The sequence below is a fragment of the Alteromonas macleodii genome, from assembly GCF_903772925.1.
Lineage (GTDB): Bacteria > Pseudomonadota > Gammaproteobacteria > Enterobacterales > Alteromonadaceae > Alteromonas > Alteromonas macleodii_A.
Window position 1 is genome coordinate 1,604,885 of record NZ_LR812090.1, and the last position, 22,456, is coordinate 1,627,340.

Sequence of the window (22,456 nt, forward strand, 5' to 3'; positions counted from 1 at the left end):
ATACTACGCTGCTAATGGGTCGATACTATTAAGTAATTTTTGGCTCAGTTTCTCTCCATCAAAAGTTTGGTTATGTTGTCCCTGAGCACCTTGGTGGGAAGATAAACTTAATCGGTGTGCGGTAATTGCCACAAATACAGCCTGAACATCGTCGGGCGTCACATAATCTCTACCACACACATATGCCCATGCCTTAGCACCTTGAAGTATTGCTCGGCTTGCTCTCGGTGAAAGCGGGTTAGGGTAGTCGCCGCTCTCTCTGCTTTCGCTTACCAGTCGCAAAATATAGTCAAGAATGGCATCGCTCGTATGAATAGCAGACACTTCACTTTGCATTTGGTGTAAATTTGCTTCAGTTAGAATTTGGCTGAGAGGCGCTGAAGCGTCTTGCTGCAAAAGCATAGCTTTTTCGGCTTCCCAAGCAGGATAGCCCAGTGAAATACGCATAAAGAAGCGGTCTAGCTGAGACTCTGGTAAAGGGTAAGTGCCAGATTGATAGCTAGGGTTTTGCGTAGCAATCACAAAAAAAGGCGAGGGAAGTGCGTGGGTCACACCATCAATACTCACTTGGCGCTCTTCCATTGCCTCTAATAGGGCACTTTGAGTTTTAGGGCTTGCTCTATTTAATTCGTCGGCCAGAACTACTTGGCTGAAAATAGGGCCGTGTTTAAAAGAGAAGCGTTTTTGCTCATCGCTTTCGTGACTGTGAAAAATGTTTACGCCCAACATGTCGGAAGGAAGTAAGTCTGACGTAAACTGAATACGCGCATATTGAAGACCAAAAACTTGTGAGAGGGCATGTGAAAGGGTGGTTTTCCCCATTCCAGGTAAGTCTTCAATTAACAAGTGACCATTGGCCAGTAAACACGTAATGGCAAGTTTCAACTGGTGCTCTTTACCAATAATTTTTTGACTAAGAGCTTGCTGAATACGAATAATATCTTGGCGCATAGTTTTGTCACTTTTATTTAAAAATACTCTGTCATGCTAATGACGATAGTTTTAATCATAGTAGCAACGATAGGGTATCGCTTTCTATTCTTATACCTTTGTAAATCTATACGTTGGTATGCAATGGGTCTGTTCAACCTTTAATATTCACGATTCCTCAAAACATCTGCTATTAAGTGCTGCGTACTTTAATTGTGTTGTCTATAATGGTGCCTCTTAAAAAGGAAGTAGTTATGAAAAGCATTGAAATAGATGACGATTTATATGCCTTCATCGCCAGCCAGACTAAGCATATTGGTGAGAGTGCATCGCAAATTTTAAGACGTTTACTTTTACCTGAAGACGGAGCTGTATCGCAGGGCTCAAAGCCTAGTGAAGCTTCATCGACGCCTGCAAAAACAAGCGAAACAAAAAGTGCAGACGTTACAGAGTCGACAAGTAAACCAAGCTCGGCGGTAGAAGCAGAAGTGGAGCCTAAAGTACCATCAGCCAAAACTGCTACAAAAGCGTCTAACGCTTCGGCAAGGTCAACAACGAAAAAAGCCTCGGTTAATAGAACTGCGGCGAAGAAAGCGCCAGCAAAGGCCACGCCTGCAAAAACTGCTGCAGCGAAAACATCCGCTGGCACCAAAGCTGTGAAAAAGCCAGCGGCGGCTACTGAAACATCGCTTTCAAACGACGCCCACACCAAGCGAGACATTTTGGATGCCGTGTCAAAAGATGCATTGAGCACCTTTACTAAACGGGTTGATCAGTTCTTGTTTGTTTTAAGTGCAGCGCACAAGCTTAATGCAGAAAATTTTGCGCGTGTTGAAAGCATTAAGGGTAAAAACCGTACTTACTTTGCGACAAGTAAGGAAGCGTTACTTGAAAATGGCAGCAGTACAAATCCCAAAGCTATCCCAGATAGCCCGTTCTGGGTGGTGACAAATAATAACACTGCCAAGAAAACGAACATGCTGGAACAAGTTTTGCGTAACCTAGGTTATCAACCTGATGTAATTGAAACCGTCGTCGCGCGTTTCTCTTCAGAAGGTAAATAGCAAGCCAAGCAACAAATAACGAAACTTCTAAATAAGGACTTTTTTCATGGCATTACATCCGCAGGCTGGAGAGCATGCAGCAAAGGAACAACTCATTAACGTACCACAGTTGGTGAGCCAGTATTACAGCTACAAACCGGATATGAATGACCCGGGCCAAGCGGTTTCCTTCGGTACCTCAGGCCACAGAGGTACCGCTTCAAACGCTACCTTTACCGATACTCACATCAGTGCAATTTGCCAAGCTTTGGTAGAATACCGCAAGCAAGAAGGCATTGACGGCCCGCTATACGTTGGTAAAGATACCCACGCGTTATCTGAACCGGCCATGATCACTGCAATAGAAGTTTTATGTGCCAACGGCGTAGATGTTGTGGTGCAACGTGCAGATAATGAAAGCATGGGTTATACGCCAACGCCTGTTATTTCCCGCACTATCATTCGTTATAATCGTGCTGATAATAAAGACAAGGCGGACGGGATCGTTATTACACCTTCTCATAACCCTCCTTCAGACGGCGGCTTTAAATACAATCCCCCACACGGTGGCCCTGCCGATAGCGATGTAACTAAGCAAATTCAAGATCGCGCAAACACGTTAATTGCTGATGGCAACAAAGATGTTCAGCGTATTAATATTCGCCAAGCTACCGAGCGCAAACTGGTCCGTGAAGAAGACTTTATGGAGCCTTACATCGAGGACTTAGCCAAAGTCATCGACATGGAAGCGATTGCAAAAGCGAACTTAAAGCTAGGCACAGACCCACTGGGTGGCGCCGGAGTAGGATATTGGTCGCGTATTTCTGAAAAATACGGGTTAGACATTACGGTGGTTAATGATGCTGTCGACCCTCAGTTTGGTTTTATGCGTCGTGACAAAGACGGCAAGCTTCGCATGGATTGTTCATCTGCTTACGCCATGGCAGGGTTAATTGAGCTAAAAGACAACTTTGACTTAGCATGGGGCAACGATCCAGATTTCGACCGTCATGGTATCGTGTGCAAAAGCGCAGGGCTGATGAACCCTAACCACTATTTGGCCGTGGCAATTAATTATCTTTATACCCACCGTCCAGACTGGCCAAGTGACTTGAATATCGGCAAGACACTCGTATCTAGCAGCATGATTGACCGCGTAGCGAATAGTCTAGGTAAGCCGCTGGCTGAAATGCCTGTTGGCTTCAAATGGTTTGTAGAGGGTCTATCTAACAGCACTATTGGTTTCGCTGGTGAAGAAAGTGCGGGTGGTATTTTTCTAGAGCGTAATGGAAGCACGTGGGCAACAGATAAAGATGGCTTTATTCTTTGTTTGTTGGCAGCAGAAATTCTAGCCGTTACAGGCAAAGATCCTGGCGAGCACTACGAAGCGCTAACGGAAAAATTTGCAGCACCGGTATACAGCCGTGTAGACGTAGCAGCGACCCTTGAGCAAAAGCAGAAACTTTCAGCGATGGATGCGTCTGTAGTCACTAGCGATACCTTAGCAGGAGAGTCTATAACTTCTGTGCAAACTCACGCTCCGGGTAATAATGCAGCCATTGGTGGTGTTAAAGTATCAACAGAAAACGGCTGGTTTGCAGCTCGCCCATCTGGCACCGAGCAGATCTACAAAATTTACGCAGAAAGCTTCAATGGTGAAAGCCACTTACAAGAGTTAATTGGCGAAGCTGAAACGCTGGTGGGTAAAATTATTAAATAAGTACAAAAATAAATCGCTTTAGCGGTTTGTTTGTAACTAAAATGTAAAAGGCCGCATGAATGCATACGAATTCATGCGGCTTTCTTGTTATTTTAACAAAATTATTACAACATTAGGTGTGAGTCACTGCTATATTGCTGTCATATTCTGAAGTTATTCTGTAATTAAATTACGCTTTCGGTGTGTGAACACCGCTTTTACTTAAGAGTGAGACGCAAAATGAACGCAAAAGCGACCAAGACGCAACCCTCTCCAGTGATCGATAAGGCTGCATTCAAAGCAGCGGTTATCAAACACTTACACTGCACGCTAGGCACCGACGAAAACAAAGCAAACAACCACGCCTGGTGGAAAGCTACTTGTGCGGCTATTCAAGAGCAAGTGCTTGAAGGATTGCGCAAAACGCAGAAGAGTCACTATTTGAACGACACCCGCGCCGTTCATTACTTCTCGGCCGAATTCCTTATGGGTCGTTTACTTTCAAACAACCTGCAAAACTTTGGCTTGTTCGACGTTGCTGGCGGCGCACTGAAAGAGCTAGGCGTTGAGATTTCAGATATTCTTGAAGAAGAGCCTGACATGGCGCTTGGTAACGGCGGCCTTGGCAGACTAGCAGCGTGTTTTATTGACTCCCTAGCTACCATGGAATTGCCTGCTATTGGGTATGGTATTCACTACGAACACGGTCTGTTCCGTCAGGAAATTAAGAGCGGTGCGCAAATCGAGCGCCCAGATAGCTGGCGTGATTACGGTAACCCTTGGGAAATTTGCCGTCCAGAATCTATACAAGAAGTCTCTCTTTATGGTTACGTAGAAACAAAGTACGGCGAAAATGGTCGCGTGCTTAAAGAGTGGCACCCTGGTTCTATTGTAAAAGGTGTACCATGGGATATTCCGGTTGTAGGCTACGAAGGTAAAACCGTAAACGTACTGCGTTTGTGGCAGTCAGAAGCGTCTGATTACTTTAATTGGGACGTGTTTAATGCGGGTGGCTACGTTGATGCACAGCGTGAAAACGTGCAGGCAGAAACCATCTCAAAAGTGCTTTATCCAAATGATGAAACCGAAGCGGGTAAAGAGCTACGCCTTATTCAGCAATACTTCTTCTGCTCGTGCTCGCTAAAAGATATTATTCGTCGTTACAAGCGCGCCCACGGTGACGATTGGAGCCGTTTCGCAGACCAGGTTGTTATTCAGCTAAACGACACTCACCCAGCTATTTCAATACCAGAGCTAATGCGTATTCTTGTAGATCGCGCAGAGTTAGGTTGGGACGAAGCTTGGGGTATCTGTACCAAAGTATTCGCCTATACCAACCATACCTTGCTGCCAGAAGCGCTTGAAAAGTGGCCTGCCCGCATGATTGAGAAAATTCTTCCTCGTCATTTGGAAATCATCTACGAAATCAATCACCGCTTTATGGCAGAGGTTGATAAGAAGTGGCCTGGCGACAATGCAATGAAGGCTAAGCTTTCAATCATTGAGGAAGGTAACGAAAAGATGGTGCGAATGGGTCACCTTTCGGTAATTGGCTCGTTTGCGGTTAACGGCGTGGCAGAAATGCACTCTCGCCTAGTTAAATCATCGCTTTTCCCTGAATTTGACGAACTCTACCCGGGTAAGCTTACTAACGTGACCAACGGTATTACGCCGCGTCGCTGGCTGAAAGCATGTAACCCTGGGCTATCTAAGCTTATTGATAAGAAAATAGGTGATGATTGGCCAAGAGATTTAGACAAGCTACAGGGCTTGGCAAAATTCGCAAGCAACAAAACGTTCCAAAAGCAATTTATGAAAGTGAAGCTTGAGAATAAAGAGTTGCTAGCAGAAGAGATTCGCAAGTCATTGGATATAGAAGTAGACGTAAACGCTATTTTCGATGTGCAAATTAAGCGCTTGCACGAGTATAAACGTCAGCACTTAGCACTACTTAATATTATGGCGTTGTACCGTCGTATTCTTGAAAATCCAGATTACGATATGCACCCGCGTGTATTTGTATTCGGTGCAAAAGCAGCGCCGGGCTACAAGCTTGCAAAAGACATTATTTACGCGATTAACAAAGTTGCTGACAAGATTAATAACGACCCGCGCGTCAACAACAAGATCAAAGTGGCATTCTTACCAAACTACCGCGTGTCGCTTGCAGAGAAAATGATCCCTGCAGCAGACGTGTCTGAGCAAATCAGTACGGCAGGTAAAGAGGCATCAGGTACAGGTAATATGAAGCTTGCACTCAATGGTGCGGTTACTATTGGTACACTTGACGGGGCCAACGTTGAAATTGCTGAAGAAGTAGGTGATGACAACATCTTTATCTTCGGTCTGACTGTAGAAGAAGTGAACGAGCTTAAGGCTAGCGGCTACAACCCGCACGATTACTACTACAAAGACCCTGAGATTAAAGCGGTGCTGGATTGGTTAGAAACCGATTATTTCACGCCGGGTAAACCAGGAGCTCTGGTATCTATCAAGCAAAGCCTGCTAGATAACGGCGACCCCTACATGGTGCTAGCGGATTTCCGCGCCTATTCTGACGCGCAAATAGCCGTTGATGCTGCGTATCGCGACAAAGAGCGCTGGGCGGAAATGGCTATTATCAACACAGCGAAGATGGGTAAGTTCACTTCAGATCGCTCAATTCGTGACTACGTTGAGCGCGTTTGGAAGCTTTCACCGTGTAAGATTGAAAGCTAATCGCAGAAGCGTATAGAAAGAACCCGGCAGTGTTAAACTAGCCGGGTTTTTTTATTACCTCTTTAAAAAGCGTCTATATTGTTAAATCAGTGCACCCTCACGAGGTATTGCCTTACTTGAAAGGTTTCTTTGGTATTTTATTAACGATAGTTAAGTAGCTATTGGCCAAACAGGGGCACAGAATTAAACAATGTTGTACAAAAGTATAAGAAGGTATGCAAAATTATACGCACGTGTCGTTGCGCCATTTGTATCGGCATGGTCTTATATAAGTAGTTGTTTTTAGTACCTAGAAGCGTAAAGCTCAAGGAAAACATCATGAGCCAACATAGATCACTGGCAACCATTCCCAATCGCTATGCGTTTATCGATAGCGTTTTAAAGCAGGCGTCTCAAAGTACCTCTATTTCTTTGATGCTGGTTGATGTAGTGCGTTTTTCAGATGTAACAACGAGTTTAGGTATTCACGTTGGCGACCGTTTCTTGCTTGAAATTGCTAATCGTATTCAACACCTTTTTGGGCAACATGTGCTTATCGGCCGAATTAGCGGCGATGTATTTGGAATTGTTTTTCCCAACGAAAATAAAGAAACCGTAATGCGACAAATGTTCGAGCGCCTTGTAGAGCATTTCAAAACACCTATGCATTATGACGGCACGGCATTTATTGCTGATTTTAATGTTGGCGTGGTATGCGGCGAAAACGATGGGTTTGAGATTACCGCTTTTGTATCTCGTGCAGAATCTGCATTAAAGCAGGCCAAAGAGAATAAATACGAAAACTACTTTGCACTGACCAAGTCAGACAAATCTGATACGGGCAGAAGTTTGGCGCTAAAAGCGGACCTAAAGCGAGCACTTTCCCAAAATGAACTTGAGCTTTATTATCAACCCAAAGTTGACCTGAATACCCTTGAAGTTGTGGGGGCTGAGTGCCTGTTGCGTTGGAACCATCCTCTTGACGGTGTATTGTTTCCCGGGCCGTTAATTGAAGCCGCAGAGTCATACAACATGATGAATGAACTGGGCTACTGGACGTTGGAGCAAGCGTTTAGAGCACTCGCTGAACTGGATGGGCTACGAATGCCGATTGTTCTGTCGGTAAACATTTCACCTACTCAGCTCTACGACAATCAGTTAATACCTACACTGAGAATGTTAAGTGATACCTATGGTTTGCCGCTATCCCTCATTGAATTAGAACTCACCGAAGACGTTGCGCTATCCAATTCACTAATGGTGAAAAAACAGCTAGATGAGCTAAGAAGTCTTGGTGTGGCTATATCGGTAGATGACTTCGGCAAAGGATATTCTAACCTTGCCTATATTCGCGACCTAGATATTGATGCGCTTAAAATAGACAAATCTTTTGTCATGGAATTAGAAACACATCCGGTCAACAGGGCGATTATTGAAGCTGCAAAAGTTATAGGTCACGCTAAGGGGTGTTGTGTAGTCGCTGAAGGTATTGAAACCGTAGAGCAGCTTCATATTCTACGAGAAGTCGGGGTTTCCCAAGGGCAGGGGTATTTATTCTCTCGTGCCGTACCTTTTACTGAATTTGTTCAACTTACTCAGCAAGAGATTATTGTCGGTAGTTCGCCAAGAAGGGCACAGGCCTAACTACTGCCAACGCTAGTCAATCGCAATAAACCTCAGTGGCTTTGCACTTTATTGCATCTTGGTTTCTAGACTTTTCAATTTTGGTCACCGATTTAAGTTAAATGTTGCTATGCTCTGGTTATTGAAGCGCGGCCTGGGCATGCAAAATATCGCTACCATTACGTGAAAGCGTTATTTATTAGTTACAGCCTAGCGCAATAAAACCTTGAGATTAGGTGATTTTGATAGACTGTCTCGGTACACTTAAGTCATTCGAGATTAGACAAAGTCAACAAAGCTCACACTTATGCAAGAACTTATCGAAAGCGGCCATTTTTTAACACTTTCTCGCCGTCAACCCGAGTTATTCGAACGTGCTCACCAATTTACGCTAGCCAATGGTACCGACGTTAGTATCACTGCGCCTGGCATCATTAGTTTCTCCGTACAGCCTACCTCTACGCCAAGTAAACGCATTGTTTTGTCCTGTGGTGTTCATGGTAATGAAACTGCACCTATCGAAATTTGTGATGAGTTGGTTAAAGGTATCCTTACAGGGGCAATGACGTTAGCACATGATGTGCTGTTTTTATTCGGTAATTTACCGGCCATGGATATTGCTGAGCGCTTTGTCGAAGAGAACATGAACCGATTGTTTAGCGGCGCGCACTCAAAAGGTGAGGGTTTAGTGAACGCCGAACGTGTGCGTGCTAAGCAGTTAGAAGAGGCGGTAGCGTCTTTCTTTGAAGCGGCTGAAGGCACCCGTTATCACTACGACCTGCACACGGCAATACGCGCTTCTAAAAATGAAAAGTTTGCGGTATATCCTTATCTTCACGACAGAGTTCACAGTAAAGGGCAGCTTGCCTTCCTTGCAGCGTGTGGGGTAAAAACCATTCTACTTTCTGAAAGTTCAACCACCACATTTAGTTATTTTTCTTCTTATCAATATAACGCCCATGCGTTTACCGTTGAACTTGGAAAAGTACGCCCGTTTGGGCAGAACGACATGAGCCGGTTTGCTGATGCTAAAAACGCACTCATGCAGCTTATAACGGAACAAGACTTTTCACCTTCGGTAAATATGGACGACCTTGATATCTACCGCGTGAACCAAGTAATAAACCGCCAGGAAGAAGAGTTTACACTCCATTTTGACGACGATACCCCAAACTTCACTGACTACCCTAAAGGCACAGTGTTGGCGTCTGAACCAGGCAAAGAATACGTTGCTGAGCAAGACGGTGAAGCTATTGTTTTTCCTAACGCAAAGGTGGCCATTGGGCAACGCGCCTTATTAACCGTAGTGCCTACCACCCTGGATAAGCTAGATGTTTAAACTTGATAGCCGTTTACACAATGATACATTTTTTGTCTGTGATCTCTCGCTGTGTCGTGTACTGTTGATGAACGACAGCCAGTTTCCGTGGCTCATACTGGTGCCTATGAAAAATGATATCGCGGAAATTATCGATTTATCAGAAGATGACCAGGTGGTCTTACTAAGAGAATCTGCGCTGGCTTCAAAGGCGATGCAAGCCATATTTTCACCATTAAAACTAAATGTAGCCGCATTAGGTAACGTGGTAAGACAGCTTCATGTACACCACGTCGCGCGTTTTGAAAACGACTGTGCTTGGCCAAAACCTGTATGGGGTAATCAGCCTACAGTGGCCTATGACACTAATAAAGAGCAAGCACTTGTTGAGACCATTAAGCAATGGTTTAAAGACAATAGTTAGGCGGTTATGTCTAATAGCGGTAGATTAATAGTTCACATTAAAAGGAGTTACGCATGATTGTTTCAACTACCCCAACCTTGGAAGGTCACAAAATTGAGGCTTATTACGGTATTGTTGTGGGCGAGGCCGTAATGGGCGCAAATGTGTTTAAAGATCTTTTCGCATCTATTCGCGATATTGTAGGCGGACGCTCGGGGTCTTATGAAGAAGAGCTTACCACTGCGCGAAAACTAGCGTTTACCGAACTAGAGCATGAAGCAAGAAGCATGGGCGCAAACGCTGTGGTTGGTATAGATTTAGACTATCAAGTAATTGGAGATAAAGGCAGCATGCTAATGGTGAGCATTAGTGGTACTGCAGTAAAAACGACGCCGGTATAAATACAAAAAGTGTATAGTTTTTAAAGTATGCGCTTATCCACCAATTAGAGCGAGGCTAGAGCCCGTTGTTTGTCAACGGGCGCAATGTCTCGCTTTTTTTGTTTATTACCCTCAAAAAACTTATTAAGGAAATAGAATGCTACGAAAATGGATGTTTGTCCTATTTGCCGCATGCTCCTGTCAGCTATTTGCGCAGGATGGCCTTCAGTATCAAAAACCGTCTAAAGAAATTCTAGATTTAGTAGATGTTACGCTAGCGCCAGCGACCCTCGTAGATGACGCACAAAAGAATATGGTGCTGTTGTTTCGCGATAACTATAAGTCGATAGAAGACTTATCGAAAGAAGAGCTTCGCTTAGCAGGTCTTAGAATTGACCCTGTCACCAACATTGGAAGTCGTGTCACTTATTATAATAAATTAGAGGTTCAGCGCGTAGGGAGTAAAGATAGCATTGCTGTTAAAGGCATGCCTGAAACCCCGCGTCTTACCAACTTTTCTTGGTCACCGAATCAGCGCTATATGGCGTTCACTCACACTACAAGTAAAGGTGTTGAGCTATGGGTGCTCGATATCAAAGCGGCAGCGGCGAGAAAGCTTTTTGATAAACCCATAAATGCGAATATGGGCGATACCTTAAATTGGAATGCAGATAGTCTTTCACTTTTGGTAAAAGTCGTACCCAAAGATAGAAAAGACTTGATCGACACCAGCGTAGCAGTGCCAACGGGCCCAACGATTTCAGTAAGCGACGGTAAAAAAGCGCAAAACCGCACATATCAAGACTTGCTGAAAAACAAAAACGACGAGTTTAATTTTGAGCAATTAGCCCGTTCTGAAATTTATGAAGTGCCACTAAAAGGTGAGCCTTCACCTTGGCTAGCGTCGGGAATGTATGGCGATATTAGCGTATCTCCTGCCGGCGACTACGTGATGGTGCAGGAGTACAACACCCCGTTTTCTTATTTGGTGACCTACCGCCGCTTTCCTCACACTATCAGCTTGTATAATAAAAATGGAACGCTAGCTAAAACACTTGTCGACGTTCCGCTTATTGAAGATTTACCACAAGGCTTCATGGCTGTTCGTACTGGGCCTCGCGATGTACAGTGGCGTAACGATAAACCAAATACAATTGTATACGCTGAAGCGCTAGACGGGGGAGACCCTGAGAAAGAGGTAATGCACCGTGACAAGCTTATGCAGCTTGATGCGCCATTTAGTGGCGATGCCGAGCAAATCCTTAAAACAGAAGACAGGTTTTACCGTTTTATTTGGAGCGACGACAGTACTGCGGTAGCCATGGATTATTGGTGGAATACCCGCAATCTCAAAACCTATCTGTTTAGCCCTGACCAAAGTAAGCCTGCAAAGATTATCTCAAATCGAAGCTATCAAGATAAATACAGCGACCCAGGCAGCTTTGTTACCCGCAAAAATGAATACTTCAAAGATGTACTGGCGCTAGATGGCGAGAATGCGTTTTTGCTGGGAGATGGGTTTACGCCCGAAGGGCAGTTTCCGTTCTTAGATAAGTTCAATCTTAACACCCTTGAAACATCACGGGTTTATTTAAGTGAATACACAGATAAATTTGAAGACTTGCGCGATTTCAATATGGAAAACGAACGCTTGTTGGTAAGAATTGAGTCTAAGCGAGATTACCCGAACTACTATTTCCGTAGTTTAAAAGATAACACGCTGACTCAGTTAACCCACTTTGAAAATCCTTTCGAAAGCATTCAAAACGTTAAGAAAGAGGTGATTACGTACAAGCGTAATGACGGTTTAGATTTAACAGGTACCTTATATTTGCCAACAGATTACGAAGAGGGCAAACGCTACCCTATGATCCTATGGGCTTACCCAGAAGAATTTAAGGATAAATCTAGCGCAGGTCAAAATACACAAAACCCTAATCGTTTTATTTATCCATGGTACGGCTCGCCTATCTATTGGGTAACCAAAGGCTATGTTGTGTTAGACGATGCCTCTTTCCCTATTGTAGGGGAGGGAGACGAAGAGCCTAACGACACCTTTAGGCCTCAGCTAGTTGCCAACGCAAAGGCAGCAATTGATGCGCTAGACGAAAAAGGGCTTATTGACCCAGAGCGTGTCGCGGTGGGCGGTCATAGCTACGGTGCCTTCATGGTGGCAAACCTGTTGTCCCATTCGGATCTGTTCGCTGCCGGTATTGCCCGTTCTGGTGCCTACAATCGTACACTGACCCCGTTTGGTTTTCAGTCGGAAGAGCGCCATTACTGGGATGCGCCAGACGTGTATTACACTATGTCGCCATTTATGCACGCTGAAAAAATGAAGACGCCACTTTTACTCATACATGGCGAAGCAGACAATAATTCGGGAACCTACCCTATGCAAAGTGAACGTTATTTTAACGCTTTAAAAGGCTTAGGCGCAGTGACACGATTAGTTATGCTGCCAAAAGAAAGTCATGGATACCGTGCAAAAGAAAGCGTATTGCACACCCTTTGGGAACAAGACCAGTGGCTTGAAAAGTATGTGAAAAACAAAGGCGCTAAACAAGCACAATAACCCAAACTAACTTAAGCTATATATTGCTAGCACGGTTAAAAAAAGGTGGCACTGTGAAGTGACCACCTTTTTCTTTTGCTGTAAAACTTATTACTTTATGGCATTTTCACTGCCAATTGGATGCACATTTATCTAGCTTTTATCTGTGCCCACCTTTTCTTTAAAGGTCGCATCGCTAGCACTATCATCCATGTTAGTTTTATCAATAGCACTATCATCCATGTTAGTTTTATCAATAGCACTATCATCAATATCAGTTTTATCAATAGCAATAGTATCAATAATCACGGCACAAGCCGCGTCACCGGTAATGTTCAGGGCGGTACGGATCATGTCGAAAATTCTGTCGAGGGCAAACAACAAAGGTAAGCCTTCAATAGGAATGCCTGCAGCAAGTAATACGGCAACGACCAAGAATGACGGGCCAGGTACTCCTGCTTGTCCAACGGCGCCAAGGGTAGAAGTTAGGATAATAGCGACATAGGCGCCCATGGATAAATCGATATTGAAAAGCTGCGCAAAAAACACCGCCACTAAGCCGTAATAGATAGCGTTTCCGCTCATATTAATGGTGGCACCTAACGGCAGTACAAACGACGCCGTTGCATTTCTTACACCCAGTTCGTTTTCTACAGTATTCATAGTAACTGGCAGCGTTGCCATCGATGATGCCGTTGATAACGCCACTGCTTGCGGCTTTTTCATCGCAACAAGAAAAGACTTAGCTGAGGTCTTTGTAAATAGTTGAACCAGTAGGGGGTAGATCACAAAACCAAACACTAAAATAGCAGCAGTAAACACTAAGAAAAGTTTGAACACTACCATGAGCGCGGAAAAGCCGAATGTGCCTACTGCTTCTGCCATCAAGCCAAAAACGCCGATAGGGGCAATTTTCATTACGCAGTTAATCATCCACACCATGGCATCAACAATGGTGTTTACCCCATTTAAAATAGGCTCACGGCTCTTTTTCGGCTGTTTGGAAAGGGCAATGCCGAAGAATAAGCAAAACACTAAAATTTGTAGAATGTTAGCGTTAGTTAATGACGCAAACACATTGGTCGGGATCATGCCTGTCACGGTTGCCCAAAAAGAGGGTAGCTCACCTTTAGAGGCATATTCGCCAGAGAACATGCCTTGCACCGATGATACATCAATACCAATACCAGGCTTAAACACTTCGCCCATTATTAGCGCAAGCGCTACAGCTAGGGCTGAGGTGAAGCCAAAGTAGGCTAGGGTTAATAGCCCCACTTTTCCTGCGTTGGTGCTGTTACCTAGCCCCGCTGCACCTGAGATAAGCGCCACGGCGACCAGTGGAATAACCAGCATTTTTATCAAGTTGATAAAAATAGCTCCCAAAGGTGCGAACATTTCAGCGCTTTCGCCCATAAAAGCACCAACGGCAGTACCAATGATCATAGCAATGACAACTTGAACGCCGATATTGCTAAGTAAGGTTTGTTTATTAGACACGTCTAGAACCTCGTAGAGTGTATTTATGTGATGGAAAGATAGTGAGCGGTTTGTGCTTGCAACTAGCCTAAACGGCATACTTTGATGCACACAATGACTAAAAGCACCTAACTAAAAAATTGGATTAGGTGCTCGCTTCAAGCGTCACTATCGATAAAGGGCGGTAATGAGCGATAATAGAGTTAAATGAAAAAGCTATTTCACGGATTTCTTGGCGTTGTCGCCACTACCATTATTTGTTTGTATCAACGAAGCATGGTCGCCCGCCGTTTCATTCTCGGCATGTGGGCGAGTAGCGTCTTTATTAGGATTGTCGTACTCGTCATCATATTCATCACCTTGATCATCAAAAGGCTTAGAGGGGGTAGGGAATTTAAACTTAGCGCTGTATTTAAGTAACGTAATATTTCCAATAACTACGCCTAATACTAAAACAATAACGATAATGACCCAGGTAGTACTCATAAAAATTCCGTAGGCTAGCGCCCTTTGTTCAAAACGTAGCGATTATACAAGTTAGGCAGCTGGGGCAAAATACACGACTTACCTTCTATACCGCTTTGTTCGATGGCTTGAGTAAAACCTTCTAGGTTTCTGGCACCTTCAAAGGTACTTGCTGTACTTTTAAAGCTCAAATGCCAAGGTTCAACGGCCACACCACCAGTATTGACAGAGAATGGACGGTAGAAACCGAACTGATCCATATTATCAGCTAACCAACAAGAAAGGTTATGGCAGGGGCCGCCACTAAGGTATTCGCTTTCTACAAGGTTAAAGTCGCCGCCCCAATTGTGCACAGCAGCTCTGTCATAAACGTCAATGTCGGTACCCCAATGATGACGACTGCCGCCAGGTAGCGCAGACCAGGTCAAAATTGCATGGAGTTTTTCATTGTCACTTAGCGTTTCGAAAGGAAGTTCTTTGCCGTTAACATCAAGAAGCTGCGCCTGCCCCGTCCACTTGCGGTTAAAAATGGCGGTTTGCCTATCAAAATCACGAAAGCTACTGACTAACTGCAGGTCTACACCGTCATTGTGCGCAGCATCTTGCATAGCAAGAAAGGGCGAAATGACGTCTTGATGAAGCCTATGGCCACTGCCAGCATCAACAAGGTAGTCGTTGTGCTGGCCTAGCCATGCTTGTTGAGGTATCTGATTCATGTACGACAAAAAAGCTATTTAGCCAGCAAACGTTCTAAAATACCGAAATACATATCGGCAAGTTGCTCTAGGTCAGCCATTTTTACGCACTCGTCAATTTTGTGAATAGTGGCGTTGACCGGGCCTAGCTCAATAACTTGTGCTCCCGTGGGCGCAATAAAGCGTCCATCAGATGTGCCGCCAGCAGTAGAGAGTACTGTAGGTGTACCTTTAACTGCAGCAATCGCACCTTGGGTTGCTTCTAATAGCGCGCCTGTATCGGTCAAAAATGGTTGTCCATTAAAGGTCCAGTTTATCTCGTACTCAAAATCGTGGGCTTCTAAAATAGCGGTGACACGTTCAATAAGAAGTTGGTCGGTCACTTCTGTTGAAAAGCGGAAGTTGAAGCAAACGTGAAGTTCGCCTGGTATCACATTACCTGCCCCTGTACCTGCGTGGATATTTGAAATCTGAAAGCTGGTGGGTGGGAAGAAATCGTTACCGTTATCCCAGTGTGATTTTGCTAATTCATCAAGCGCTGCCATGGCGCTGTGCACAGGGTTGTTAGCTAGATGAGGGTAGGCAACATGGCCTTGCACGCCTTTTACAACTAAATCGCCAGTTAATGAGCCTCTACGACCATTTTTGACAATATCACCAACTTCGTCTGTTGAAGAGGGTTCACCAACAATACACCAGTCTATCTTTTCATTTCGCGCTTCTAGGGTGTCGATAACGCGTGTAGTACCGTTAATAAATGGGCCTTCTTCGTCGCTCGTAATAAGGTAAGCAATGCTCCCCTTATGGTCTGGGTACTTATTCACAAATTCACGAGTGGCGACTAGCATAGCAGCAAGGCTGCCTTTCATGTCGGCAGCGCCGCGGCCGTGTAAATAGCCATCAACTTCTGTCGCAGTGAAAGGGGGTGTTTTCCACGCCGATTCTGGGCCGCTTGGTACCACATCGGTATGGCCAGCAAAACAAAATACGGGGCCTTCTTTACCTCGGCGAGACCAGAGGTTAGTGGTGTCTTCAAACACCATAGTTTCATTGTCAAACCCCAGAGCGCCTAGAAACTCGCCCATGGCCTCTTGGCAGCCCGCATCTTCTGGCGTTACTGAGCGGCGGTTTATGAGTTGCTTAGCAATTTCAATAACAGAGTCGTTTAACAAAATATTTCCTCATACTGTGCAGGCTTAAATCCAATGTAAAAAGCATTGTTGTGATAAAGAATAGGGCGTTTAACCATAGCTGGATGAAGCTCTAACAAAGCGAGCGCTTTGTCTTTATCTAAGCTTGCTTTTTCTTGCTCTTCTAGCTGGCGATAGGTTGTTCCACGTTTGTTTAACATGGTTTCCCAGCCAAGCTCAGACTCAGCGCGTACAAGGAAACCGTTGTCGATACCGTCTTTGCGGTAGTCGTGAAAGGTGAACGGGATATCGTTATCTGCTAACCATTTCTTCGCTTTTTTGATGGTGTCACAGTTAGGGATCCCATAAAGGATTGTGCTCATGGTGATTTATTCCGTACTACTTTGTTGATAAAGGCACAGTTACTAGCGTGCCATTAAGTCCAGTATTTATGTCGGTGCATAAGAAGAAAACGCGAAGCGCGTCTTGAGCACCAACAGGATTTCAGCTGTCGACTTTTCTTATTTGCTACATCATACAAGCAGTTGATACGTTGTTAAACTCACTCGCGATGGTTTTTGGAAGGTTAAAGCCTATATTTAGGTTAAGAATGAAGTTATAGATAGAGTGTTAGAAGTGTGTCTTCACCGGCTTCTACAAATTTTTGGTGAGTGGGCAATACACCGATAAGCGCCTGGGCATTAAGTAAAGTTAACGCACAAGTGTTGCTTACACCACGCTGTTTCAGCCATGCGGCATTTACGGTAAAAAGTACCTGTTTTGGTTTAATTTGCTCTCCGCGCTTTAACGCGCAAACGAATTGTGCGCCATGCAGAGACGTTGTGTCACCGCCGTATTTAATTTTGCATTTAAGACCAGCAGTAGACTGTATATCTATAGCGTAGTCTAAGGGCGAAATATTAATTACTTTGCCAGCGAAAGGCGAAATCACGGTATTTGAGTTAGAACTTATAGCGGCACCTGGCCCCATAAGCCCATTTTTATAGAAAGGGTCATCAATATCTGAGAGCGATACTACCTGCCCCGAAAACGGACTTAAGGTGACGAATTGCTTGGCAAAACTTTCTGGCGGGCACTGTAATTGCTTAGCTTTCACTATTTTAAATGTCCTGATTTACGGTATAGCCCGCGCCTTTAAGAGCGCTGATAGCATCTTTTAGTTTGTTATCTTTTACTAAGAAGAAATCGGTATCAAAGGTTGAAACGACAAAAATGGCGACTTTAGCTGATGCTAATACTTCGCCTATTTGTGCCATGATCCCTACCATAGACAAGTGTAAAGGTCCTAGCAACTCAAGGGCACGCCAACCTTCATCGCTATCAAGGGAGGGAACATTAATAGAATCTGGCACAACGATAGACAACTCATCTTCTGTTTTACCTAGAAAAAATAATGGGCTATTGAGTACAGAGGCTGGGATATCACTTTCTGGATCCAAGCTATGAATTGTAAACAAAGATTCTCTAACTAGCAGTGTTTGTTTTGGCATGAAAAACCGGAAAAAAGATAACTTCGAAGATATTCACATTAAACCACTAACTGTGATTAAGTGCTACGTGTTATCCACTTAATCTGTGGATAAGTTTGTTGAGTAGTTTGGGGTCTTATTGTAAGTTGCTGATATTAAATGATTAAATAAACTGTACAAACAATGTTCAGTGGATAACATTCTCAAATTAACAAGCATTTTCCACAGGCCATGTCTACAACTAAAATAAAAAATGTTTGGTCATTTTGCAATTTCTTAGCTTGACAAGCGTCACTTTTTTAAAAAATTTAGAACATTAAGAAGCGGCGGCTAACCGGGGATCTGCCGCTTAAAAACTGTTGTTTGAAACCGTGAGTAAGTTAAATCGATCTTTTATTTAACAAATATTTCGGAACGTACTAAAGTCAGAAACAAGGCGGAGGGTTTACTCCAATGTGCAGGAACAAGATTTAATTTAAGTTTTGGGTCAATGTTTGGATCAAGGCACAGCAAAAGCATGATTCTGTTATAACAAAACAGCTATAGCAAAACAGTTATATTGCACGTTTAGCGCAAGCTTTGACCAAAGCGATTGACCTTATTCCTAACTCTAACAAAAGAGAAAAAGATAATGTCAGATTCTTCATGGTGCGATATTACTGTAGAAAATGCAGATGAACTGGTCAGTTTTTATGAAGCTGTGATGGGCTGGAAGAAAGAACCTATTGATATGGGGGGCTACAATGATTACGTCATGCTGAAGCCTGACGGCACGCCAGTAGGCGGTATTTGTCATAAGCAAGGTGTTAATGCGCAGTATCCCGGCGGGTGGATTAATTATTTTACGGTGGAAAATCTTGAGTCTGCGTTAAATGCGGTAACTGAAAAGGGCGGAAAGCAGGTGGGTGACATACGTCACCATGGCAAAGACAGCTTCTGTGTGATCCTTGACCCAAGTGGTGCTGCTTGTGCGCTTTATGAAAAAGGGCAAAGTTAAACAGGGGTTTAATACCACCACAATTAGAAATAGCGCACTAAGAGAGCAAAACGAAAAATAAAAAAGGCAGCGTGTAGAGCTACTCGCTGCCTTTCTAGATAGCCTATTAAGCGATTTTACTCGCCTAGCGCGAAGAGATTACTCATTCAGTTCGAGGCGTTTACTTGTTCAGCACACCGCGGTTAACTTGATCCCGTTCAATAGATTCGAACAGGGCTTTGAAGTTACCCTCTCCGAAACCTTCATCTTGCTTGCGCTGAATAAATTCAAAGAACACCGGGCCAAATACGGTTTCAGAGAAAATCTGAAGTAACAAGCGTGGTTCACCATTCTCGGTAGTACCATCAAGCAAAATACCGCGTTTTTGAAGTTCGTCTACGTTTTCACCATGACCAGGTAGGCGCTCTTCTAGCATTTCATAATAGGTATTGGGCGGAGGCGTCATAAACTTCATGCCTCTTGCTTTCAGCTTATCTAAACATGCCACCAAGTCGTCACAAGCAAAAGCGATATGCTGTATACCTTCACCGTTATACTTCATCAAAAATTCTTCGATTTGGCCGCCACCGCCAACCGCTTCTTCGTTTAGCGGTATACGAATTTTACCGTCTGGCGCTGTCATAGCTTTCGACAGTAGGCCAGTATATTCGCCTTTAATATCGAAGTAGCGAATTTCTCTGAAATTAAATAGCTTTTCGTAAAACCCTGCCCAGAAATCCATGCGACCGCGATACACATTATGGGTGAGGTGGTCGAGGGTGTGGAATCCACATCCCTCAGGATGGCGATCTACCCCTTCAATCCAATTGAAGTCGATATCATAGATAGTGTTCTCGCCTTCATAACGGTCAATAAGGTACAGCATAGCGCCACCAATACCTTTTATTGCGGGTAGTTTCAATTCCATTGGGCCTGTGTGTGTGTCCATAGGCTGGGCACCGCGAGAAAGTACTTCTTTATAAGCGTGCTGGGAATCTTTAACGCGAAAAGCCATGCCACACGCTGAAGGACCGTGCTCTTCAGCATAGTAGCCCGCATGGCAGTTTTTTTCGTAGTTACTCAACAGGTTGATGTCGCCCTGACGCCATAGCTCAACGTCTTTTGATTTATGGCGTGCAACTAGGGTAAAGCCCATTGCTTCAAATATAGGCTCTAGTATGCCTTTTTCTGGCGCAGTGAACTCTAGAAATTCGAACCCATCCAATCCAATTGGGTTTTCAAACAAATCAGCCATAGCAATACATCCTCAACGTAAATCATATTTTATAATTGTTACTCGATTGTAAGGCTGCAGTGAAAAATCAGGCAATAGGTGGTGTGCATGACCGTTTTAATGATGGAAAGCGAGGCTGTAACGTTTAGTTTTCACTTGCGGTGGTAACGCTAGGTTAAAGCAAATGATTTTGCTCTAACCTGTTGAACATAATGCAAATATAACAAGTTTTGCGGCTGATGCCTGTGTTCATAAATTGATACAGGTAATAAAACGAGTAAACCTTTTAGTACTAAAAAGCATTCAGAGGGAGTAGCTCGCTTACTTCTGCCCATCATAATATTTTTTAAGACCTTTCCAACACGCCAAATAGTCTTGTTGGCGAATGTCATTATTTAAAGCAAATTCCGTCGGAGCAATGGCATAGCGAGACTCAAACATAAACGCCAATGTGTTTTCGTAGCGTTGGGGTGCTAACTCAGCGTTAGATGCTTTTTCGAAAACTTCAGCTTCAGGTCCATGTGGCGTCATGCAGTTATGAAGGCTCATACCACCCGGCACGAAACCATGTTCTTTTGCATCGTACGTCCCTTCAATAAGCCCCATAAATTCACTCATAATATTTCTGTGGTAATAAGGTGGGCGAAAGGTATTTTCCGCTACCATCCACCTGGGTGGAAAAATAACGAAGTCTACGTTCGCTGTACCCTCTAGCTCAGACGGTGAGGTAAGCACGGTGAAAATAGACGGGTCAGAATGATCGAAACTTACCGTATTTATTACGTTAAAACGAGAAAGATCGTATTTGTAAGGCGCAGAATTACCTACCCAAGCCACTACATCAAAAGGGGAATGATTAAGTTCGGCTTCAAATAGGTTACCGCAGAACTTGTTGACCATGGTATGAGGCGTATCGTTATCTTCAAACCAAGCCGTGGGGTAAAAAAAGTCTCGTTGGTTAGCATAGCCATTTGCGCCAACCGGGCCGCGTTCGGGCAATACAAAAGGGTGGCCGTAGTTTTCGCATACATACCCACGAATTGGTCCATTAGTTGGGTCAACAGCAAAACGAACACCTCGAGGGATAACCGCAATTTCACCCACAGACAAATTGAGCTTGCCGAATTCGGTGGTAATGAGCATATCGCCAAGCTGAGGGACAATAAGCATTTCACCATCAGATGAATAAAAAACACGGTTTTGCATATAAGCATTAGCACTGTAGCAGTGTATGCCCATACCCACTTGCGTCTTAGCATCCCCGTTAGTGGCAATGGTGATGAGCGAATCTACAAAATCAATCTCTTGTTCAGGAAGAGGCACCGGACTCCATCTCAATACATTAGGTGGACAATGCACGTCAGTCTCTGGCGCAGTTCTCACCAGGCCATTATCAACTCTTTTAAAGTCCCCCATTGCGATAGATGGACGTAGGCGATACGTCCAGCTGCGGCGATTCTCAGCCCTAGGGGCGGTAAATGCAGTGCTGCTAAACTGTTCAGCATAGAGCTTATAGTTCACCTTCTGCGGGCTGAACTGACCTTGAGGGAGTGCGCCTGGCAGCGCTTCAGTTTCATGTTCGTTGTTAAAGCCCGTCAAATAAGACAAGTTATCCATATACGCTCCAATAGGCAGGGCCAGAGTTAGGCTCTGCTCCCAGACCAATAATAAAGTAGTTGCAAATGAAACTATGTGATTTAGGCTAGAGGTAAATGAAATGTAAATCAATAATGCGTGTCTGGTTGGCGTGATAAAGGTAAAGCAGGTTTCGGTACGCTAGCTTTACACTCATTGTATTAGGCGTTAACAGGCTTGCTTTTACAAAGGAAGTAGCACATGAAGCTTGACGATATGCTTGCCTATAAGGTGGCCATGCTAGCAAGCGATTTAAGTGAGTCCCTCGCAAAGGAATACGCTGAATATAAGCTCACCAATCCACAGTGGCGTATCATTGCCACGTTAGGCGCTACGAATGATAGTGCGCCAGGGGCTTCGCTAACAGCAAAAGAACTCGCTATGGCAACGCGTCTCGATAAGGTTCAAGTTTCACGAGCGTTAGAGCGACTGGTGAAACGAGACGCTATCCATAAACGTGCCTGTGCAGATGATAAGCGTGCCACGCATATTTCACTGTCCATAAAAGGAGAACAAATTTATCAAACCTTGTTACCAAAAATCACTCGCTGGCAAAATAAGCGATTAGAAAATATCACTGATGATGAGTACCAAATATTTCTAAAAGTGATAGATGCACTCAGGCCTTAAAATTCGGGTGAAATCCTTAATAGGGCTGGTCTGAGCAGATGCGAGGCTATCGCCATAAAGGTTACTTTCACCCCTTTA

At 44.2% G+C, this 22,456-nt stretch carries 20 protein-coding genes; 10 read left to right on the plus strand and 10 right to left on the minus strand.

Going from position 1 to position 22,456, the window contains the following annotated elements:
• Positions 1-3: 3 nt before the first annotated feature.
• On the minus strand, positions 4-951 hold the full coding sequence (locus PCAR9_RS07065) for an AAA family ATPase (RefSeq protein ID WP_179982986.1): 948 nt from the start codon (positions 949-951) through the stop codon (positions 4-6).
• A gap of 233 nt (positions 952-1,184) precedes the next feature.
• Here PCAR9_RS07065 and seqA point away from each other — a divergent pair, with 233 nt between their 5' ends.
• The 8 genes from seqA (at position 1,185) to PCAR9_RS07105 (ending at position 12,668) form a co-directional block, all read left to right on the plus strand.
• Positions 1,185-1,994, plus strand: a complete 810-nt coding sequence (gene seqA, locus PCAR9_RS07070) for a replication initiation negative regulator SeqA (protein ID WP_179982987.1) — start codon at positions 1,185-1,187, stop codon at positions 1,992-1,994.
• A gap of 46 nt (positions 1,995-2,040) precedes the next feature.
• Positions 2,041-3,693 (plus strand): phosphoglucomutase (alpha-D-glucose-1,6-bisphosphate-dependent), encoded by a 1,653-nt coding sequence (gene pgm / locus PCAR9_RS07075; RefSeq protein WP_179982988.1) that lies wholly within the window; start codon positions 2,041-2,043, stop codon positions 3,691-3,693.
• Between the two features lie 219 nt (positions 3,694-3,912).
• Complete coding sequence (locus tag PCAR9_RS07080) at positions 3,913-6,390, plus strand: glycogen/starch/alpha-glucan phosphorylase (protein WP_179982989.1); 2,478 nt, start codon at positions 3,913-3,915, stop codon at positions 6,388-6,390.
• A gap of 318 nt (positions 6,391-6,708) precedes the next feature.
• Positions 6,709-8,013 (plus strand): putative bifunctional diguanylate cyclase/phosphodiesterase, encoded by a 1,305-nt coding sequence (locus tag PCAR9_RS07085; RefSeq protein ID WP_179982990.1) that lies wholly within the window; start codon positions 6,709-6,711, stop codon positions 8,011-8,013.
• 286 nt (positions 8,014-8,299) lie between these two features.
• The gene (gene astE / locus PCAR9_RS07090; protein ID WP_179982991.1) at positions 8,300-9,331 is read left to right on the plus strand and encodes a succinylglutamate desuccinylase; all 1,032 of its coding nucleotides are present in this window, start codon (positions 8,300-8,302) and stop codon (positions 9,329-9,331) included.
• Complete coding sequence (locus tag PCAR9_RS07095) at positions 9,324-9,734, plus strand: HIT domain-containing protein (protein WP_179982992.1); 411 nt, start codon at positions 9,324-9,326, stop codon at positions 9,732-9,734. Before astE ends, PCAR9_RS07095 begins: the two co-directional genes overlap by 8 nt.
• Positions 9,735-9,787: 53 nt before the next feature.
• Positions 9,788-10,114, plus strand: coding sequence for a heavy metal-binding domain-containing protein (locus PCAR9_RS07100; RefSeq protein WP_025254804.1), 327 nt, complete (start codon positions 9,788-9,790; stop codon positions 10,112-10,114).
• Positions 10,115-10,250: 136 nt separating this feature from the next.
• Positions 10,251-12,668: an alpha/beta hydrolase family protein gene (locus PCAR9_RS07105; protein WP_179982993.1), complete on the plus strand. Its 2,418-nt coding sequence runs from the start codon at positions 10,251-10,253 to the stop codon at positions 12,666-12,668.
• 132 nt (positions 12,669-12,800) lie between these two features.
• On the opposite strand, the gene PCAR9_RS07110 is transcribed toward PCAR9_RS07105, so the two are convergent.
• The 7 genes from PCAR9_RS07110 to PCAR9_RS07140 form a co-directional block, all read right to left on the minus strand.
• A complete protein-coding gene (locus PCAR9_RS07110) occupies positions 12,801-14,144 on the minus strand; it encodes a dicarboxylate/amino acid:cation symporter (RefSeq protein ID WP_232091139.1) in 1,344 nt (447 codons plus the stop codon).
• 195 nt (positions 14,145-14,339) lie between these two features.
• Positions 14,340-14,609 carry a DUF2897 family protein gene (locus PCAR9_RS20055; RefSeq protein ID WP_232091140.1) on the minus strand — a complete coding sequence of 90 codons (270 nt, stop codon included), beginning with the start codon at positions 14,607-14,609 and terminating at the stop codon, positions 14,340-14,342.
• Positions 14,610-14,623: 14 nt separating this feature from the next.
• Positions 14,624-15,304 (minus strand): M15 family metallopeptidase, encoded by a 681-nt coding sequence (locus PCAR9_RS07120; protein WP_179982994.1) that lies wholly within the window; start codon positions 15,302-15,304, stop codon positions 14,624-14,626.
• Positions 15,305-15,318: 14 nt separating this feature from the next.
• Complete coding sequence (gene dapE, locus PCAR9_RS07125) at positions 15,319-16,455, minus strand: succinyl-diaminopimelate desuccinylase (RefSeq protein ID WP_179982995.1); 1,137 nt, start codon at positions 16,453-16,455, stop codon at positions 15,319-15,321.
• The gene (locus PCAR9_RS07130) at positions 16,449-16,796 is read right to left on the minus strand and encodes an ArsC family reductase (protein WP_179982996.1); all 348 of its coding nucleotides are present in this window, start codon (positions 16,794-16,796) and stop codon (positions 16,449-16,451) included. The genes dapE and PCAR9_RS07130 overlap by 7 nt, the downstream gene beginning before the upstream one ends.
• A 233-nt stretch (positions 16,797-17,029) precedes the next feature.
• Positions 17,030-17,530 (minus strand): PTS sugar transporter subunit IIA, encoded by a 501-nt coding sequence (locus PCAR9_RS07135; protein ID WP_179982997.1) that lies wholly within the window; start codon positions 17,528-17,530, stop codon positions 17,030-17,032.
• A 4-nt stretch (positions 17,531-17,534) separates the two neighbouring features.
• The gene (locus tag PCAR9_RS07140; protein WP_179982998.1) at positions 17,535-17,924 is read right to left on the minus strand and encodes an ACT domain-containing protein; all 390 of its coding nucleotides are present in this window, start codon (positions 17,922-17,924) and stop codon (positions 17,535-17,537) included.
• 610 nt (positions 17,925-18,534) lie between these two features.
• Here PCAR9_RS07140 and PCAR9_RS07145 point away from each other — a divergent pair.
• Entirely contained in the window at positions 18,535-18,900 is a 366-nt protein-coding gene (locus PCAR9_RS07145; protein WP_179982999.1) for a VOC family protein, read from the plus strand.
• Between the two features lie 160 nt (positions 18,901-19,060).
• Here PCAR9_RS07145 and hppD read toward each other — a convergent pair whose 3' ends face one another.
• Positions 19,061-20,134 carry a 4-hydroxyphenylpyruvate dioxygenase gene (gene hppD, locus PCAR9_RS07150; protein WP_179983000.1) on the minus strand — a complete coding sequence of 358 codons (1,074 nt, stop codon included), beginning with the start codon at positions 20,132-20,134 and terminating at the stop codon, positions 19,061-19,063.
• Positions 20,135-20,434: 300 nt separating this feature from the next.
• Positions 20,435-21,730 carry a homogentisate 1,2-dioxygenase gene (gene hmgA / locus PCAR9_RS07155; protein ID WP_179983001.1) on the minus strand — a complete coding sequence of 432 codons (1,296 nt, stop codon included), beginning with the start codon at positions 21,728-21,730 and terminating at the stop codon, positions 20,435-20,437.
• A 219-nt stretch (positions 21,731-21,949) separates the two neighbouring features.
• On the opposite strand from hmgA, the gene PCAR9_RS07160 reads away from it, so the two are divergent.
• Entirely contained in the window at positions 21,950-22,378 is a 429-nt protein-coding gene (locus tag PCAR9_RS07160; protein ID WP_179983002.1) for a MarR family winged helix-turn-helix transcriptional regulator, read from the plus strand.
• The last annotated feature ends 78 nt before the right edge of the window (positions 22,379-22,456 follow it).

Bases quoted from the DNA above. Each gene is read 5' to 3' on its own strand.
- PCAR9_RS07065 (WP_179982986.1), bottom strand. From the start codon at position 951: ATGCGCCAAGATATTATTCGTATTCAGCAAGCTCTTAGTCAAAAAATT.
- seqA (WP_179982987.1), top strand. From the start codon at position 1,185: ATGAAAAGCATTGAAATAGATGACGATTTATATGCCTTCATCGCCAGC.
- pgm (WP_179982988.1), top strand. From the start codon at position 2,041: ATGGCATTACATCCGCAGGCTGGAGAGCATGCAGCAAAGGAACAACTC.
- PCAR9_RS07080 (WP_179982989.1), top strand. From the start codon at position 3,913: ATGAACGCAAAAGCGACCAAGACGCAACCCTCTCCAGTGATCGATAAG.
- PCAR9_RS07085 (WP_179982990.1), top strand. From the start codon at position 6,709: ATGAGCCAACATAGATCACTGGCAACCATTCCCAATCGCTATGCGTTT.
- astE (WP_179982991.1), top strand. From the start codon at position 8,300: ATGCAAGAACTTATCGAAAGCGGCCATTTTTTAACACTTTCTCGCCGT.
- PCAR9_RS07095 (WP_179982992.1), top strand. From the start codon at position 9,324: ATGTTTAAACTTGATAGCCGTTTACACAATGATACATTTTTTGTCTGT.
- PCAR9_RS07100 (WP_025254804.1), top strand. From the start codon at position 9,788: ATGATTGTTTCAACTACCCCAACCTTGGAAGGTCACAAAATTGAGGCT.
- PCAR9_RS07105 (WP_179982993.1), top strand. From the start codon at position 10,251: ATGCTACGAAAATGGATGTTTGTCCTATTTGCCGCATGCTCCTGTCAG.
- PCAR9_RS20055 (WP_232091140.1), bottom strand. From the start codon at position 14,609: ATGAGTACTACCTGGGTCATTATCGTTATTGTTTTAGTATTAGGCGTA.
- PCAR9_RS07120 (WP_179982994.1), bottom strand. From the start codon at position 15,304: ATGAATCAGATACCTCAACAAGCATGGCTAGGCCAGCACAACGACTAC.
- PCAR9_RS07130 (WP_179982996.1), bottom strand. From the start codon at position 16,796: ATGAGCACAATCCTTTATGGGATCCCTAACTGTGACACCATCAAAAAA.
- PCAR9_RS07140 (WP_179982998.1), bottom strand. From the start codon at position 17,924: ATGCCAAAACAAACACTGCTAGTTAGAGAATCTTTGTTTACAATTCAT.
- PCAR9_RS07145 (WP_179982999.1), top strand. From the start codon at position 18,535: ATGTCAGATTCTTCATGGTGCGATATTACTGTAGAAAATGCAGATGAA.
- hppD (WP_179983000.1), bottom strand. From the start codon at position 20,134: ATGGCTGATTTGTTTGAAAACCCAATTGGATTGGATGGGTTCGAATTT.
- hmgA (WP_179983001.1), bottom strand. From the start codon at position 21,730: ATGGATAACTTGTCTTATTTGACGGGCTTTAACAACGAACATGAAACT.
- PCAR9_RS07160 (WP_179983002.1), top strand. From the start codon at position 21,950: ATGAAGCTTGACGATATGCTTGCCTATAAGGTGGCCATGCTAGCAAGC.